Genomic DNA, 16,386 nt, shown 5'->3' with positions numbered 1-16,386 from the left:
ACGGTTCGGAACCATAAGCCATGAGTGAGCGCCTCCAGTGCCAACCTTCCATGATGCATGAAGGCCGTCTGGGATCAAGGCGTTTTGGTCACTCGAATTATCAGGTCTGGTTCTTGGCGTTACCAGGGAGACCCGGCGCGCGGGGCCTCACGCGCCGAGCGTCGCCGCGAGGTGCGGCAAGAGCTCGCCGAGCCGCGCGTCCACGCGCACGGCGGCGTGTTCGTCGCCGCGCGTCGGGCCGAGGTTCACGATGGCCACGGGCACGCCCCGCTCGCTCGCGCGGCGCACGAACCGATAACCCGAGTACACCGTGAGCGACGAACCCACGACGAGCAACGCCTCGGCCTCGTCGAAGAGCGCCCACGCGGCCTCGGTGACGCGCGCCGGCACGTTCTCGCCGAAAAAGACGACGTCGGGCTTGAGCGTGCCGCCGCATCCGAGACAAACGGGGACATGAAAATCGGCGAAGGCGTCGTGGTCGAGGTCGGCGTCGCCGTCGGGCGCGAGGGCCGTGCCCCACCTGTAAAAGGAAGGGTTTTCCGCGATGAGGCGCTCCTGCAAAGCGGCGCGCGGCTCGATCGTCCCGCAGCCGAGACAACGAACGCGGGCGAGCGCGCCGTGCAGCTCGACCACGCGCTCGCTGCCCGCGGCCTGGTGCAGCCCGTCGACGTTTTGCGTGATCGTGCCCGCGAGCCGGTCCGCCCGTTCGAGCGCGGCGAGCGCGACGTGCGCCGCGTTCGGCCGGGCCGCGTCGATCCTCGGCCAGCCGTTCATGCTGCGCGCCCAGTAGCGCGCCCGCGAGGCGGGGTCGTGCAAGAACTGCCGCGCTTGCATGGGATTGCGGGCGCGGCGCGCGGTCTCGGGGCCTCGATAATCGGGGATACCCGACTCCGTGCTCATGCCCGCGCCGGCGAGCGCGACGATGCGCCGGCCGTCGAGCAGGCGAGCGAGGCGCGAGGCGGGGGCGAGGTCGTTCGCTTCGGAGCTGGAAGACGCGGAGAGCGACGAGGCCACGTCCGAGCCTAGCGCATGCGGCGCGGCGAGGCTTGTGGAGGGCGGGCGCGAGGATAAGATCCCCGCTCGGCATGGCGAACGACCCGAAGCGACGGAGCGACGACACGGATTCCGACCTCGCCACCGAGCAAAAGCGCAAGGTCGAGAAGGCGAAGCGCTGGCAGGTCGTCTTCCACAACGACAACTACACGACGAAATGGTTCGTGGTCGACGTGCTCGTCCGCTTCTTCCACATGGATGAGACGTCGGCGCTGAGCTTCATGCTCGTCGTGCACAACACCGGCCGCGGCGTGGCCGGCGTCTACACGAAGGACGTCGCCGAGACGAAGGCGAAGCTCGTCCAGGAGCACGCGCGCGAGTACGGGATGCCGCTCCGGATCACGGTCGAGCCGGACGACGATTGAAAGGCTCTCAGCGCGGCGCCGGCACGTCCGGATTCCATCCCCGAACGAACGCGAGCACCGCCGCCGTGGTCTCCGGGAACGACCACAGGTTGGTGTGGCCGCCCCACGGGATCTGGACGAGCTGCGCGTTCGGCAGCCGCGAGGCGAGCGCTCGTCCTTGCTCCACGGGGATGAGCTCGTCCTGCACGCCATGCACGATGAGGACGGGCACGTTCACGTCCCTCGCGCGCTCGGCGGAGTCGAAGCGATCTCGCAGGAGGAGGCGCACGGGCAGGAAGGGAAAGATCTCCGCGCCCACGTCTGGAAGGGACGTGAAGGGGCAAAGGAGCACGACGCGCGCGCCGAACCCACGCGCGGCCATCGCCATGGCCACGCCCGTGCCGAGGGATTGTCCCCCGAGGACCAGTTGGTCCCGCGGGACGTTCTCCTTGTCGAGGATGTGGCGGATGCCCCGCTCGGCCGCTTCGAGGATCGCGGCTTCCGAGGGGGTTCCCTGCTCCATGGCGAGCCCGTAGCCCGGATACTCGATCGCCGCGAACCCCACGTTCACACGCGCCAGGTGATCGGCCAGCCATGCCACGTCCGCGATCTGCTCGCCGTTGCCGTGAAAGAACACGAACACGGGTTTGTTTGCGGGCGGCTTCCGGAAGAGCATGGGCGTGCCACGCTCCACCCACACGAGCTCGCCCAGGCCGCTCTCCGGGCGCAGGCCGAGCTTCGGGCCAGGGAAGACCATGCGGCGCTGCGCCGCGAAGAGCAGCACGCAGACGAGCAGATAGAGCCCCACGATCGTCCCGAGGACGAGCATCACCATGCGCCGCGCCCGGACTTTTTTTCCTGGTCGAGCGGCTTCACGTCGTCGGGGCACTCGAACGGGACCTATTTTCCGCCGCCGAAGAGGAGCGCGCCGCCGAGGATCGATTCGAGCGCGCCGCCCACCGAGCCCACGAGATCGCCGACCTTGCCGAGCGCCGCGCCCGCCGCGCCGGAGACCTTGTCCACGGCCGCGCCCGCCTTGTCGGCCGCCTTCTCCGCGGCGCCGAGGGCCTTTCCGAGCGTCTTGTCGACCGCGCCCGTGGCCTTGTCGATCGTGCCCGTCACGGCGCCCGTGGCCTTGTCGATCGTGCCCGTGACCGCGCCGGTCGTCTTCTCGAGCGCCTTTTCGTACTTCGCCTCGGCCTTGTCGAGCGTCCTGTCGATCGCGCCCGTCACCTTGTCGATGGCCGCGTTGACCTTCGTGTCGACCTTGTCGAGCGTAGCGTTCGCCTTGCCCTGGGCTTTGTCGAGCGCCTTGTCGACCTTCGCCTGCGCCAAGTCCAGCGTCTTCGACACCGCGCCCGTGACCTTGTCGGCCGCCGCCGAGACCTTCTCCGCGCCCTCGACGAGCGCCGCGCCGAGCTCGTTCATCCGCTCGATCGCGCCCGTCTTCGTGAGCACCGCGCCGAGCACGACCGCGCCGAGCGAGCCCGCGAGATCGTTCAGCGAGACCGGCTTCGCCGCCGCGGCCGCGCCGCCCACGACGACGGTCTTCACCCCGTCGCAGACCGTGGCCCCGCAGCTCGTCTTGTCGCCGACCCGCACGAGCTGCTTGCCGTGCACGAGCACGCTCGGGCTCCCCGCGACGATCGGCTGCGCCACGTGCGGCCCGCATGGCTGGGGCAGGGAAGGGGCGAGCACGGCCATCTGCCCCGGCCCGAGCATCACGTCCTCTGCGCCCGTGGCCACGACGCCCGTCGTGAGGATCGGGACCATGTCCACGATCGAGATCATCGTCCCGGCCGGCGCAGCTCCGATGCCCGCGCCGAGGCTCGCCGCGCCCGCGCCGCCGAGCCCTGCCGGGCCCACGACCTCGCTGCCGAGCGTCGCCGCGACCATCGCCTGGCTCGGCGTGACGAGCGGCATCGCCGCATGCGCGAGCCTCGAACCGACCTTCGCCGCGAGATGCGCCGTCGTCATTTACGCCCTCACGCCTCCTCCCCCGGGCGGGGGAAACGCACCGTGGACAGGATCCGATCGAAGAGCGGGTTCATCTGATCCGCGTCGACCTTGGCCGCGGTCGCATTGAAGCAAAAGACCGTGCGCCGCCGGCCGAGCGCCATCGCGAGCCTCTGCTCGAGCTCGCCCGACTGCGCGCGCCACGTGAAATGCAGCTCGATCCCCGGCTGCCCGCCGAGCGTGCGCTCTTTCCGATCCTTGAGCTCGAACCCTTCGAGGCGCTTGCCGAGCTCGGCGAGCTGCTTGTCCGCGTAGGACACGAGTGTCTCCTCGGGGGAGAGCACGTCGCGGGTCATGACCACGTTCGGCGCCGTGGATTGTCCAGGCCGCGGCGTGGCGGCGAACGCCACCATCGTCCGGTCCTCCCAGTGGCGGGGTACGTCGAAGGAGACGTCTCGGCTCTCGTATCGCGACATTCGCTCCTCAAATCTCCTCAAATGACCGCGGCGCGCTTCACGAAGGCCTCGGCGAGCTCGCCCCAGGGCCGCTCGTAGACCACGTATCCCTTCTTCGTGAGGGTGTGAATGAACGCGTCGCTCGATGAAAACCCGTTCATCTGCGCCTCGACGAGGTTCGCCTCGAGCTCGGTGCCCGAGACCGGCACCGCGCCCTGCGTCTTCATCACGAAGAGCTGACCCTCGCCGGGGCTCTGCAGGATCGTCGCGCCTTTCGAACCCCCGTTGATCGCCGAGGCGACGTCGTCGCCCGTGAAACCACCGGCGCGCGAGACGATCTGCCCGAGCGATCCGCCGTCCGGCGCGGCGCCCTGGCCGAGGTTCACCTGCGGGCCCGAAAGCGCATTCGAACCGTTCCCGCCGAACGCGTTCTGCAGCGCGCCCTTCACGTCGCCGAGCGCGCCCTGGCCTTGATCCTGGGCCGCGCCGAGTGCGTCCTTCGTGCCCTCGGCGGCGTCCTTGCCCTGGCCCTCGAGGTCACCCCAGAAGTCCTCGGCCTCGTTCTTGATGTCGCCCCAGGCGTCCTTCGCGTCGCCCTTGATGTCCTTCCAGGCGTCCTTCGCGTCCTGCCCCGCCTGCTTGAATTCGTCCTTCGTCTGGTTCCAGGTCTCCTTCGCCTCGGTCTTGGTCTGCTTCCAGGCCTCTTTCGCGTCCTCGACCGTCTGCTTGGCGTCGGCCTTGGTCTGGTTCCAGGTCTCTTTGGCGTCGGCCTTGGTCTGCTTCCAGGTCTCCTTGGCCTCTTCCCAGGTCTGCTTGGCGTCGGCCTTGGTCTGGTTCCAGGTCTCCTTCGCGTCGGTCTTGATCTCGTTCCACGCGGCCTTCGTCTCGGCGACGAACTCCTTCGGGATGGCCTTGATGTCGGCGACCACCTCCTTCGCGTCCGCGATGGTCTGCTTGACCGTCTCCTTCGCGCTCTCGATCTGGCCCTTCACTTCCTCGACGACGGCCTTCGCCTGGCCCTTGATCTCCTCGACCTTGGCCTTGGCCTGGGCCTTCCACTCCTCGACCTTGCCCTTCCACTCCTGGACCTTCTGCTTGACCTCTTCCTTGGCGCCCTCGATCCGCGCCTTGAGCTCCTGCACGCGGGCCTTCGCGGCCTCGACCTGCGTCTTGGCCATCTCGATGATCTCGCCCGCCTGCTTCTTCATCTCCTGGAAGCGCTCGACGGCCTGATCCTTGAGCGCGATCACGCGCTCCTTGATCTCCTGCACCTTGGCCTTGGCCTGCTCCTTGAGGTCGTTGATGCGGCCCTTAATCTCCTCGATCTTCGCCTTGGCCTGCTCCTTGACGGCCTCGATGCGGCCCTTGATCTCGTCGATCTTGGCCTGCACCCGCGCCTTGGCCTCGGCGAACTTCTCCTTCACCTCGGCCACCTTGCCGAGCACGGCCGCCTTCGCCGCTTCGAGCTTGCCCTTGAACTCCTCGACGATCGCCACGGCGCGCGCCTTGGCCTCCTCGAGCTTGCCGCGGAGCTCCTGGATCTTGGCCTGCACCTGCGCCTTGGCGGCTTCGAGCTTGGCTTTGACCTCCTCGAACTTCGCGATGGCCATCTGCTTCGCGGCTTCGGCCCGCGCGCGGAGATCCTCGACCGCGCCGCGGATCTTCTCCTGCACGTCGCCCGCGATCTCGCCGGCCCGCGCGCGGATCTGATCGATGCGCTCCTGGAGCTTCTTCTGCTCGAGCGCCACGCGATCGAGGATGTCGTCCACGATCACGCCCGGCACGCCGAGCACCTTGTCGATCGCCCCCTGGAGCTGCTCGTTGATGGCCTCGGGCACCATCAAGTAACCCGGCGCGTCCGCGAGCGAGGCGGGCGGCTCTTCGAGCAGGCGCCGGAGCGCTCCCTCGACGGCCTGTTCGTCGAAGCCGCCCGGGATCTCGTCGAAAATCTTCGCCTGGAGCGCCTTCGCCGCGTTGTTCACGGCCTCGGGGAACGAGAGATCGGCGAGGTTGATCTCGGCCGCGCCGAGCGACATCGGCACGGGCGAGCTCGCGCCCGCGGTGTTGAGCAGGACGTTCGGCGCGCCGTCGATGTGCACCTCGCGCCCCGCGAGCCCCGCGAGCCCGCCGGCGCTCACCTTGATGCTGCCGCTCGCGTCGAGGAAGATGTCGCCGCCCGCGAGCGTGAGCGAAGCCTTGCCCGTCGAGAGCACGACCCGATCGTTCGACAGCGACGCGCCCGTCTCGCCGACCTGGATGTGGCACTCGCCCCCGACGACGAGCACGTCGCTCTGCTCGACGCGCGTCGTGCGGCTGCCGACGACGTGCAGCGTCTGATCCGCGCCCACTTTGCGCGTCTCGCGCTCGCCGACCTGCACGTCGAGATCCGTGCCGACCTGGAGCGTGTGTTTCTCCCGGACGACCTCCTCGCGGTCCTTCTGCGCGTGCATGAACACCCTCTCGCGCCCCTTGGCGTCCTCGAAGGTGATCTCGTTGAAGCCGCCGGATCCGGGCGAGCTATCGCTCCTCCACGAGGTCTTCGTCTTGTGATCGGGCAGCTTGTACGGGTGCGGCGAGGTGCCGTTGAAGACGCGGCCGACGATGATCGGCTGATCGGGGTCGCCCTCGAGGAAATCGACGAGGACCTCCTGCCCGACGCGCGGGATCGCGACATTGCCATAACCGCGCCCGGCCCAGACCTGGCTCACGCGGATCCAGCACGAGCTCTCGTCCGTGTACTTGCCCTCGCGATCCCAGTGGAACTGCACGCGCACGCGGCCGTACTCGTCGACGTGGATCTCCTCGCCGGGCGGCCCTGTGACGACCGCGCTCTGGAGGCCGCCCATGCGCGGCTTCGGCGTGACGGACACGGGCCGGTACGGATCGTCGGCGAACACCGCCGTGCCCGTGCTCGACCAGTCGCCCTCGCTCGTCCCTTCGAGCGTGCGTTGCACGAGGAGGAGGCGCTTTTCCTTGGCGAGATCCTCGCGCGGATGCCCTTCCATGCAGAACACGTCGCCGGGTGAAAGGCCGAGCGCGGTCGTCTGGAAGAGGACCTTGCGGCGGCCTTGCCGCGTGCCGTCGAGCCTGCGCGCCGCGAGCGCCTTGGCCTCGCGCTCGTCGACGCGCCCCGGATCCACGACGAACGCGCCGGGCACGTAGCTGTAGCTCTCGTATCGATCTTCCTGATCGAACGTCGACTTCGACTCGGCGATGAGCTGGAAGTCGGGCCGCCTGCGGAAATCGTGATCGCGCAGCGTCATGCGGCCCTGCCGCACCTGGTGCGAGACCTTTACGTGCGTGATCGCGTCGCGCGACTTCGCGTGCTCGAGGTTGTTCACGTAGAGCAGCGGCGCGCCGGCCTCGCGCACGGTGGGATCGGTGACGAGGACGAGCTTGCTCGGCGTCTCGCTGCCCGGATCCGGCGCGCGGAAATGGTAGCTGATGCCCGCTTCTTCGAGCAGACGCGAGAGGAACGCGAAGTCGGTCTCGCCGTACTGCACGCGATACTCGAGCTTCGGGAACGTGCCCGCGTCGAGCTCGAGCACGGGCTCGATCTCCCAGTCCGCGAGCAGCTTCTTCGTGATGTCGGGGATCGACAGGTGCTGGAAAATGCGCTGGTTGCGGCGCTGCGAGGTGCGCCAGAGCGCCGGCACGATCCGCAGGAAGTACGTCGAGAGCCCGTCGGGCTCGACCTCGATCTGCTCGGCATACTGCACGACGCCGGTCCAGGCGAGGCCGCCCGCGACCTTGAACCCCGCGCCGTTTCCGACGAGGGCGTCGAGATCGATGTCCTCGTCCGCCGATCGCGCGACGAGCGAGACGTCGAAGAGCGTCGACATCTCCTCGACGACCGAAAAGCTCCGCACGGAGAGGTTGATGTCCTTCGCTGCGAAACGAAGCTCTAGGTTTTCCATGGGACAGCGTGCGAAACGATACGCGAGCGCAAGGCGGGCGGGAAGACGGAAGCAACGCGAGCGATGGCCCCGTGCGAAGGCCTGGCCTTCCCGCGGCTCCTCCCGCTAGCCTCCACAGTCGATGCTGCGCCTCTATACATTCCCCCCGTCCCCCAACGCCCTCAAAGCGCGCCTGGCGCTCGCCGAGCTCAGCCTCGCGTACGAGGCCGTGGAGGTGAATCTCCTCCGCGGCGATCAGCGGGATGCGTCCTTCCTCGGCAGGAACCCCCACGGCAAGGTCCCGGTCCTCGAAGACGGGGCGCTCGTGCTCCGTGAATCCGACGCGATCGTGGCCTACCTCGGCGATACGTATGGAGCCGGGCTCTGGCCGAAGAGCCCGGCCGCGCGGGCCGAGGCGCTGCAATGGCTCTTCTTCGACGCCGCGAATTTCGGGTATGCCGGGCGCCTCTGGTGGGCCGACGTGCTCACCCCGAAGACCGGGCGCACCGGCCCCGCCGCCGGACCGGAGCTCGTGGGGCAGGTCGCGACCGACGTCGGCCGTGCGCTCGGCGTCCTGGAAACGCACCTCGCGTCCCGCGACTATCTGCTCGGCGAATTCACGCTCGTCGATTGCAGCGTCGGCGTGATGGTGAACCTCCTCCGCGGCACGCGCCTCGATACCCCGGAGGCATTTCCCGCCGTGACCGCGTACCGCGATCGAATCCGTTCCCGCGCCGCCTGGACGGCGGCGGGCGGCGCGGCCATCGATCTGTGACGAGGAGCGTCCCCGTGACCACGAAAGCCGCCCCCAAAAAGACGACGAAACGGTCCGCGCCCGCGCCCGACGACGTCGAGGCGTTCCTCGCGTCGCTCGATCATCCTTTCGAGAAGGAGATTCGCGAGATCCGGCAGGCGATCCTCGGCGCCGATGCCCGTATCGGCGAGGGCATCAAGTGGAACGCGCCGAGCTTCCGCACGTCGGAGTTTTTCGCGACGTTCCATTTGCGAGCGAAAGACGGCGTGCAGGTCATCCTGCACCTCGGCGCGAAGAAGCGAGAGTCCCCAGGGTTTGCCATCGACGACCCGGCGTCGCTGCTCGAATGGCTCGGCAAGGACCGGGCCTCGGTGAAGTTCCGGGATGCGCAGGACCTCGAGGCGAAACGGGCTGCTTTCGTGAACGTCGTTCGGCAGTGGATCGAGCACGTGTAGCGCGGCGCTCGCGAAGATGCCCTCGGATGCCGGCAAATCACGCCCTGAAAGCAGGTTTTCGCTTTCGGGCGTGCGCAAACCTCGCGACGGTCTCCCTGTGCCTCGTTCGGACATGCTCGAACGAGGCACAGGAGTGGCGTGGTTTACTTTTGAAGATGTCCGAACGATGCACAGGAGCCCCGGCGGGCCGTTCGGACGCGCGCGAGAGCACCGGCAGCGCCTGGCGCGACGGTTTTCGGAGCCCGAACGGCGCCGCGGCGGTCCCGTGCGCATTTTGGAGGGGGCAAATGCGTCGTTCCGGGGCTCCGGTGCATCGTTCGAGCATGCTCGAAGACGGGATCCCGATCTCGGGGCAGAATTTGCCAGCGACGAAAGCGCCGTTTCGGCGTTCAGTCCTCGTCGCCCTCGCCGCCGCTCCCGCCGGCGCCCTTCTTGGCGCTGCGCTCGCGCCGCAAGAAGAACGACTCGACGAGCTTGCGTTGCCCCGGGAATGCCGTGCGGAGCATACCGTACGCCTTTTCCAGCGCCGCGCGGACCGCGAGCCGGCCCTGGATCTCGGCATCGCCGGCTTTGTTTTGCGCCGTCTCGGCGGCGTCGAGCGCGTCGCGGGCCGTGAAGCTCTTCTCGAGCGCTTGCTCGAGCCCGGCGTAGGCAGCGGCTTTGCCCGGGAAGTCCTCGATCCCCCCGAACCGCTCCAGGATCCGCTCGGCGAGCTCGGGCTCCTCGCGGATCCTGGCCTCGGTGATCTCCCCGGCGCTGCCCTCCTGAAAGACGTGCTTGTAGATGGGATTGTCACGGCTCCGCATGGCGGGGCCATTCAAGATCGCGTCGCTCACGCCCATGATGCGCAGGTCGAGGACGACGTCACGGATGCCATAACGCGCGCGGAGCTTGGTCGCGGCCCTCCGGGCAGCCCTCTCGATCACGACAGCGCCGCCGAGCAGATCCGCGGCCGTCGCGACGACGGCAGCCGCCTCGACGATGGCCGCGCGTTGCGCTGCCGTCAGCGTCTCGGCGTCGCCCCACCCCTCGGCAGCGCCTCCGAAATGGTCGGTGTGTTTCTCGTATACCTCGCTCGCTGCGTTCACGTCGGGTAATTGCATGTCGTCGGTCCTCTCTCCCTGGAGCAATGATGAAGCCGGATGGGAGTTGCGGAGGACAGTACGACCGAGCACGCTCAGCCGTCAAGGGAAGTGTGTGGCAGGAAGCTGGCCCATCACTCCTCGAACCAGATGAACCAGGACGCGCGTCTCCTCACCGGATGAAACGTTCGCCATACCTCCTCGGGCAGGAAGACATCGGAGTCGCAATAGCCGCACGTCACGATGCGTCGATCGCCGGCGCCGACCTTGAGCTTGGCGCCGCATTCGGGGCAACCCAGCGTGATGGGTCGGAGAGACCGGGGCGCCTCGGCGGCCAGGGGGACGAAGACCTGCGCGGCGTGCCGCCCGAGCGAGCGAAGCCATGCCGGCGCTGGATAGGTGGCCATCATGGCCCCACATCCCCTGCAAGGCGCCTGGCCGGTGCTACCCAGAGGCAGCCACGAGAGATCGGTGGGCGTCGCACACGCATTGCAGGTGGGCGAGCGGAGGCTCTGCATGCCGAAGAACTGGGTGCCGGCGCTGAGCATGAGAAGGGGCCGCTCCTCGCCGGGAGCCAGCGGCATTACCTGCTTCAGCGTGAGTCCGAAGACGTGGTCGCGGAGATAGTCGACGGGGAGCTCTTCATCGTTCCCGCAGGCTGCACAACGCACGGCCAGCGCGGGCTGGTCGACGGGGCAGCTCGAGCCGCATTCTTCGCAGATCACGCGCATCCGGTAGCAACGGAAGTGCATGCCAGAGCTTTGGATGCGCCCGGGCAGGGGGGCAACAACAAACGGCTCCGCAAGTGTACGCGCACGCGCCTCCGCTCCAAACCGTTGTGCTTCTCTTTACACATCGTAGCGCTGTGCCTCCGCCGCGGCTCGATGACCGCAAGGGAATGCCGTACGCCTCATGGGGACCAATCTCTCATGGCGCCCCCTCCCACCACGAAGCTAGGCTCCGATAACGCGGCGGTGCGCCGGGCGAGGCCGCCCAACCACCGCAAACACGATTCAACGTGATCGCATTGCGTTGTCATGATGTCCGGGGCAGCAAGAGCGCCCCAGGGGAGGGGTCATGTCCTTGGTTCGAGGAGCGCGGGCACTTGCCCTGGGCGCTTTCCTTTTCTCGATCGGCTGCGGCGAAGCGGCTCCGGGCGCCTTCGAGCTCGCGGAAAGCCCAGCGTTCGAGCTGCAGGGCGGCGGCCCCGCGGGCTCCGGCGGCATCAACGGCGCGAGCCCGCTGGCATACCACGCCAACGTGATGGAGCTCTTGGCGGCCCTCGCGGTTCCCGCGGCGGATCCATCCGATCCATCGGCCGTGAATCCCGCGATCGAAGCCACGGGCCTCCTGGATACCTCGGGCGGACGCCAGGTGTTTCGTTATGCGACGCGCTGCGCCCTGCCCGCGGGGACGAACCTCGCGAGCGGGAACAAGACGTACGAGGGAGAGGGCATTCTGCGCACCACCTCCACGTGGCTCACGACCGGCCTCGCCACGTCGGCGCAGGAGGACGTGCTCACGTGCATCGTCGCGCACCTGAATCCCCTCGGCTTCCCCGTGCCCATTTTCCTCTCGGGGCCCAGCGTGGCCGGGACGGAGAACGCGGGCGATCTCGGATTCACCGTCACGGAGGCGCTCTGGCAAGTACGGATCCCGGGCCCTGGCCAGGCCCCCGTGTATCACGCATGGCCCCGCGTCGACCTGCTCTCGACCTGCGGGCTCTGCACCCAGCTCTCCTGGATCACGCGGCTCTGCGGCACCTTGCTGAACACGTGCGGCGTCTCGATCCGGTACGACATGGCGAGCGCCTGCACGGGCAAGGACGGACGTTTCACGTGCAATGGCAAGCCGGCGATCCAGACGACGCTCGAAGCGGCGGCGCTCTGCGATCTCCACCTGCCCCTGTAACGCCGCGAGGAACGCCATGGTGGAGACCGAGGACGTCCTCACGTCGTGCGCCTCGCCCGCGGATCCGCCGAGCGTCCCGGTCGTGCTGCGCTCGCGATTCGACGGCCTCGTGCTCCTCGGCCGCGGCGGGATGGGCTCGGTGTATCGCGCGCGGGACAAACAGCTCGGGCGCGACGTGGCGCTCAAGTTCCTGCACGGGTCGGACGCGGAGACGAACCGAAAGCTCCTCCGCGAGGCGCGGTCGCAGGCGAGGCTCGAGCACGAGAATGCTTGCAAGGTGTACGAGGCGGCCGCCCTCGGCGGCAGGCCGTACATCGTGATGCAATACATCGACGGCGAGCCGCTCGACGTCGCGAGCGCCCGGATGACGCTCGAAGAAAAGGTCCGCGTCATGCTGCATGTATCCGCGGCCCTCCACGAGGCGCACCGGCTCGGGATCATCCATCGCGACGTGAAGCCCCACAACATCATGATCGAGCGGGGAGAAGACGGGGTCTGCAAGCCCTACATCACCGATTTCGGCATTGCACGGGACCTGGGCGAGGCGAGCCCCTCCACGACGAGCTCGTTCGCCGGGACGCCCGGATACATGGCGCCGGAGCAGGCGGAGGGCGACCCGCATGCGCTGGATCGGCGGACGGACGTGTATGCGCTCGGCGCCACGCTCTACGATTTGCTCGCGGGGCGGCCGCCCTTCGAGGGCAACGTGATGGAGGTCTTGCAAAGCCTGCTCCTCGACGAGCCCACGCCGCTCCGGAAGGTCCGCCCCGAGCTGCCGGAGGACCTCGAGGCCGTCGTGATGAAATGCCTCGAACGGGAGCCGGGGCGCAGGTATGAATCCGCGTGGGCGTTCGGCGACGATCTCGCGCGTTTCCTCGACGGCGTCCCCGTGAAGGCGCGCCGCGCGTCGCTCGGATACGTCCTCTGGAAGACCGCGCGGAGGCACAAGGCGCGCGTGGCGCTCGGGGCGGCGCTCGTCGCGGCGGCCGTGGTCCTGCTCGTCCTCTGGGTCGGGGAGCGGCGCGCCGCGGCCGAGAGGACCGCGATCGCGCGGGAGCTCGGCGAGGAGGTGAAGGAGATGGAGCTCTTCCTGCGGCACGCGCAGGTGATGCCGCTGCACGACATCGAGCGCGAACGGGACATCGTGCGGCAGCGGCTGCGAGGCATCGAGCGGCGAATGGCGCAGCTCGGCCCCGCCGCGGAGGGGCCGGGGCACGATGCGCTCGGGCGAGGGTATCTCGCGCTCCACGAGCCCGAAGAGGCGCTCTCCCATCTGCGCCGCGCCCATGACGCCGGATACACGCAGCCGGCGCTCCGGTATGCGATGGGGCTCGCGCTCGTGGAAAAGCATCAAAAGGCGCTCGAGGAGACGAAGAGGATCCAGGACCGCGAGCGCAGGAATGCGAGGATCGCGGCCCTCGCCGCCGAATACAAGGAGCCTGCGCTCGCGCACCTGCGCGCGTCGCTCGGGGCGCGGTTCGAGTCGCTGGCATTCGTGGAGGGGCTCATCGCGCTGCACGAGGGCAAGAACGACGTCGCGCTCGAAAAGGCGCGCGAGGCGTTCCGGCAATCGCCCTGGCTCTACGAGGCGAAGAAGCTCGAAGGGGACGCACTCTTCGCGGAGGGCAGCCGATTCCGGCGCGACGCGGCGTTCGATCTCGACAGGATGATGCAGGCCTTCGAGCCGGCGGCGGCGGCCTACGCGGCGGCGGCCGAGATCGCGCGCAGCGATCCGGCCGTGCACGAGGCCGAATGCCAGCTCTGGATCCAGGTCGTCCTCGCGTCGGACGCGCGGCCCGCGCTCCTCCGTCCGAGCTTCGAGAAAGCGAGGCGCGCCTGCGACCGGGCCATTTCGGCCGACGCGCAGCGTTCGTCGGCGCGGCTCGAGATGGCGCTCCTGCACAGCATCCTCGCATTCCGCACCGTGTACGGGCCGGAGACGGCGGAGCCGGAGCCCATCATCCGGGAGGCGATCGCGCGCGCCGAGGACGCCGCGCGGGTCCGTGCGGACGACGCCATGGCGCATTACCTCGTGGGCGCGGCGCACAGGACGAAGTTTCTTTACCTGATGAGCCGAGGGCTCGACGCGCGTGAAGCCATGGGCCGCGCCATCGCCGCCTACGAGGAGGCCATCCGGCTCGATCCGGCCTTCCTCTGGCCCTACAACGAGGTTTGTTCTTCCTATGCGGAGCGTGCCCGGATCGAGGCCTCACGCGGCGTCGATCCGGGCACCTCGGTCGAGCGCGCCGTCGCGCGTTGCGACGAGGCCATCGCGCGGGATCCGAGCTTCACGTACCCGGCCATCAACAAGGCGCTCGCGTTTTTCCGACGAGCACAATATCTCGCGTGGCAAGGCCGTTCGCCGGAGAACGCCGTGGCGAGCGCGCTCGCGTCGGCGGCCGCCGTCCACGAGACGAACGCCCTCGATTCGGCGAACCTCTCGGCGTGGGCGCTCTGGATCGAGGCGACACACGCCGAAGGCGCGGGCCGGGATCCGCGCCCTTCGCTCGAGCGCGCCGGGGCGTTCGTTCGCGAAATGGAGCGGCTCGGGCCGCCGTCCGCGAGCCGCGAGATCCAGGGATTGCTCGCCATGACGGAGGCCTCGTGGCTCCTCGGGCAAGGAAAAGATCCGACGGCGGCGCTCGGAACGGCGCGCGCGTCGTTCCGAGCGCTGGTCGCGGCGGCGCCCTGGGACATCGACGCTCGCCTGAACGAGGCGCGCGTAAAACGCCTCGACCTGCGCTGGGCCGTCTCGAAGGGCCGGGCAGACGCGGCTGCATTCGAGGACGTGATCGGGCCCCTCCGGCGCCTCCTCGCAGAAGAGCGCGCCGATCCGCACCTCTACCAGACGCTCGCCGAGCTTCACGAGATGCGCGCTTCCTGGCTCGCCGCGAGAAAAGAGCCCGCCGATCGAGATCTCGCGAGCGGAATCGCCCTGTGCGACGCGGCGCTCGCCCAAAACCCTCGCATGGCGACGGCGCTCGCGACGAAAGGCGCGCTCAGGCTCGCGCAGGCGCGTGCGTCGAGCGACGAGGAGGCCGCGATCCGCGCGAGGGGCGAGGCCAGGGCCCTGCTCGAATCCGCGCTCCGCGAGAACCCGCTGCTCGCGCGGGAGCGGGGCGCGGCGCTCGCGGAGGCCGAGGCGAAGCCGAGCGCCGCACGTTGACCGGGCCACGCCGCCTTCGCCCTCACCCCTTCCGTCCGTTGTGGTACTGTCGGCCGAATGGAGGTCGTCGCGCTCGGCCCGTTCTACGTGGCCTCTCTCCCTTGGCAAAGGCAGAGCCGCGAGTGGGTGCTCACCGTCGTCTGCAAGGCCACGTTCGAGCTGGTCCCGGGCGAGCTCCGGCTCTCGTCGGGCCAGGAGCCGATCAACGACGCCGACAATCACTGGGACGACGATGCCCGGCGCAGCGTCTACTCGCCGAGCGACCTCGTTCCTTTCCGCAAAGGCGCGGACGTCACGCTCGTCGGGCACGCGTTCGCGGCGCATCACAAGCCTTGCCGGTCGCTGCTCGCGCGGATGGTCGTGGGCTCGCTCGACAAGGCCATCGAGGTCCACGCCGACCGCACCTGGTCCGGCGAGGCGCAGATCACCGACGGCCCCGCGTTCACCCACATGCCCCTGCGCTACGAGCGCGCGCAGGGCGGGCCCGGGACCATGAACCCGGTCGGCATCCCCGTCGCGCCCGGGCCCTTGCCGAACCTGCACCCAGCGCGCCGGCAACACACGCTGAAAGACGACGGCTCGCCCGTGGGCTTCGGGCCCATCGCCGCCGGGTGGCCGCAACGCGAGACCCGGCTCCGACGCCACCGCGGGAGTTTTTCCCACGAAGGCTGGCACACGCGGCCGCTGCCCGACGACATCGAGATCGAGTACTTCAACGCGGCGCCCGCCGATCAGCGCCTCCCCGAGATCACGCCCGATCTCGAGATCGTCCTCGAGCACCTCCACCCCGATCATCCGCGCCTCACGACCCGCCTGCCGGGCCTCCGCCCGCAGGCGTTCGTCGAGCGACCGCGCGGCGGGGCGCAGGAGCTCAACCTCGTCGGCGACGCGCTCTGGATCGATACGGATCGCGCCCTCTGCACCGTGACCTGGCGGGGCCAGATGCCGATGCTCTCGCGCGACGAGCGCGGGCGTGTCCTCGTGGCGATGGGCAACCTCCGCCAGAAGCTCGGCTGGGACGACGTGCAGATGCTGATCCGCGCGCTCGCCCCGCAAAAGACGTCCGCGCCCGCCCCGGCCGCGCAGCCCGCCGCCCCGGCCCTCGCTCCGCCGGTTCCCGCGGCGAAGGCTGCTCCGCCCGCGCCGCCGAAGCCGGTTCGTCCCGCGGAACAGCACATCTTCGAGGAAGAGTCCGTCGAGACGGAGGTCCTCTCCACCGAGGAGCTCGCGCGCGCCGAGGGCGTGCTCCCGGCGTGGCTCGCGCGCGGCAGGGCCCGCGGCAGCGCGTCCGCGCCGCCCCCGGCGCCCGCCGCC

13 protein-coding genes are annotated in these 16,386 nt (G+C 69.1%); 6 read left to right on the top strand and 7 right to left on the bottom strand.

Annotated features, from left to right (window positions below; all coding sequences use genetic code 11):
• Positions 1-147 precede the first annotated feature (147 nt).
• Entirely contained in the window at positions 148-942 is a 795-nt protein-coding gene (locus QHF83_RS13400) for an NAD-dependent protein deacetylase (protein ID WP_348980444.1), read from the bottom strand.
• A gap of 143 nt (positions 943-1,085) precedes the next feature.
• On the opposite strand from QHF83_RS13400, the gene QHF83_RS13395 reads away from it, so the two are divergent.
• Positions 1,086-1,418 carry an ATP-dependent Clp protease adaptor ClpS gene (locus tag QHF83_RS13395; RefSeq protein ID WP_282418199.1) on the top strand — a complete coding sequence of 111 codons (333 nt, stop codon included), beginning with the start codon at positions 1,086-1,088 and terminating at the stop codon, positions 1,416-1,418.
• 7 nt (positions 1,419-1,425) lie between these two features.
• Here QHF83_RS13395 and QHF83_RS13390 read toward each other — a convergent pair whose 3' ends face one another.
• The 4 genes from QHF83_RS13390 to tssI form a co-directional block, all read right to left on the bottom strand.
• A complete protein-coding gene (locus QHF83_RS13390; protein WP_282418198.1) occupies positions 1,426-2,232 on the bottom strand; it encodes an alpha/beta hydrolase in 807 nt (268 codons plus the stop codon).
• A 65-nt stretch (positions 2,233-2,297) separates the two neighbouring features.
• Positions 2,298-3,374: a PAAR domain-containing protein gene (locus QHF83_RS13385; RefSeq protein WP_282418197.1), complete on the bottom strand. Its 1,077-nt coding sequence runs from the start codon at positions 3,372-3,374 to the stop codon at positions 2,298-2,300.
• 8 nt (positions 3,375-3,382) lie between these two features.
• Complete coding sequence (locus tag QHF83_RS13380) at positions 3,383-3,829, bottom strand: DUF1795 domain-containing protein (RefSeq protein WP_282418196.1); 447 nt, start codon at positions 3,827-3,829, stop codon at positions 3,383-3,385.
• A 17-nt stretch (positions 3,830-3,846) separates the two neighbouring features.
• On the bottom strand, positions 3,847-7,725 hold the full coding sequence (gene tssI / locus QHF83_RS13375) for a type VI secretion system tip protein TssI/VgrG (protein WP_282418195.1): 3,879 nt from the start codon (positions 7,723-7,725) through the stop codon (positions 3,847-3,849).
• 121 nt (positions 7,726-7,846) lie between these two features.
• Between tssI and QHF83_RS13370 the strand changes: the two genes are divergently transcribed.
• The gene (locus QHF83_RS13370; protein WP_282418194.1) at positions 7,847-8,479 is read left to right on the top strand and encodes a glutathione S-transferase family protein; all 633 of its coding nucleotides are present in this window, start codon (positions 7,847-7,849) and stop codon (positions 8,477-8,479) included.
• Positions 8,480-8,493: 14 nt separating this feature from the next.
• Complete coding sequence (locus QHF83_RS13365; protein ID WP_282418193.1) at positions 8,494-8,913, top strand: DUF1801 domain-containing protein; 420 nt, start codon at positions 8,494-8,496, stop codon at positions 8,911-8,913.
• 389 nt (positions 8,914-9,302) lie between these two features.
• On the opposite strand, the gene QHF83_RS13360 is transcribed toward QHF83_RS13365, so the two are convergent.
• Both QHF83_RS13360 and QHF83_RS13355 read right to left on the bottom strand, forming a co-directional pair.
• Positions 9,303-10,016: a hypothetical protein gene (locus tag QHF83_RS13360; RefSeq protein ID WP_282418192.1), complete on the bottom strand. Its 714-nt coding sequence runs from the start codon at positions 10,014-10,016 to the stop codon at positions 9,303-9,305.
• A gap of 113 nt (positions 10,017-10,129) precedes the next feature.
• The gene (locus tag QHF83_RS13355) at positions 10,130-10,747 is read right to left on the bottom strand and encodes a hypothetical protein (RefSeq protein WP_282418191.1); all 618 of its coding nucleotides are present in this window, start codon (positions 10,745-10,747) and stop codon (positions 10,130-10,132) included.
• Between the two features lie 325 nt (positions 10,748-11,072).
• Here QHF83_RS13355 and QHF83_RS13350 point away from each other — a divergent pair, with 325 nt between their 5' ends.
• From QHF83_RS13350 to QHF83_RS13340, 3 genes are all read left to right on the top strand, one after another.
• Entirely contained in the window at positions 11,073-11,906 is an 834-nt protein-coding gene (locus tag QHF83_RS13350) for a hypothetical protein (protein WP_282418190.1), read from the top strand.
• Positions 11,907-11,922: 16 nt separating this feature from the next.
• On the top strand, positions 11,923-15,072 hold the full coding sequence (locus QHF83_RS13345) for a serine/threonine-protein kinase (protein WP_282418189.1): 3,150 nt from the start codon (positions 11,923-11,925) through the stop codon (positions 15,070-15,072).
• 57 nt (positions 15,073-15,129) lie between these two features.
• Positions 15,130-16,386 (top strand): DUF2169 domain-containing protein (locus QHF83_RS13340; RefSeq protein WP_282418188.1); only part of this gene is annotated, 1,257 nt, incomplete at its 3' end.

Origin of the sequence: Polyangium sp. 15x6 (assembly GCF_029960785.1) — a bacterium.
In the GTDB taxonomy this organism is placed as follows: Bacteria; Myxococcota_A; Polyangia; order Polyangiales; family Polyangiaceae; genus Polyangium.
The sequence above is the reverse complement of the archived record's forward strand: the minus strand, read 5'-3'. Positions and strand labels throughout refer to the sequence as shown.

Coding starts and splice junctions, on each gene's coding strand:
- QHF83_RS13395 (WP_282418199.1), top strand. CDS start 1,086: ATGGCGAACGACCCGAAGCGACGGAGCGACGACACGGATTCCGACCTC.
- QHF83_RS13370 (WP_282418194.1), top strand. CDS start 7,847: ATGCTGCGCCTCTATACATTCCCCCCGTCCCCCAACGCCCTCAAAGCG.
- QHF83_RS13385 (WP_282418197.1), bottom strand. CDS start 3,374: ATGACGACGGCGCATCTCGCGGCGAAGGTCGGTTCGAGGCTCGCGCAT.
- tssI (WP_282418195.1), bottom strand. CDS start 7,725: ATGGAAAACCTAGAGCTTCGTTTCGCAGCGAAGGACATCAACCTCTCC.
- QHF83_RS13390 (WP_282418198.1), bottom strand. CDS start 2,232: ATGGTGATGCTCGTCCTCGGGACGATCGTGGGGCTCTATCTGCTCGTC.
- QHF83_RS13380 (WP_282418196.1), bottom strand. CDS start 3,829: ATGTCGCGATACGAGAGCCGAGACGTCTCCTTCGACGTACCCCGCCAC.
- QHF83_RS13350 (WP_282418190.1), top strand. CDS start 11,073: ATGTCCTTGGTTCGAGGAGCGCGGGCACTTGCCCTGGGCGCTTTCCTT.
- QHF83_RS13355 (WP_282418191.1), bottom strand. CDS start 10,747: ATGCACTTCCGTTGCTACCGGATGCGCGTGATCTGCGAAGAATGCGGC.
- QHF83_RS13360 (WP_282418192.1), bottom strand. CDS start 10,016: ATGCAATTACCCGACGTGAACGCAGCGAGCGAGGTATACGAGAAACAC.
- QHF83_RS13345 (WP_282418189.1), top strand. CDS start 11,923: ATGGTGGAGACCGAGGACGTCCTCACGTCGTGCGCCTCGCCCGCGGAT.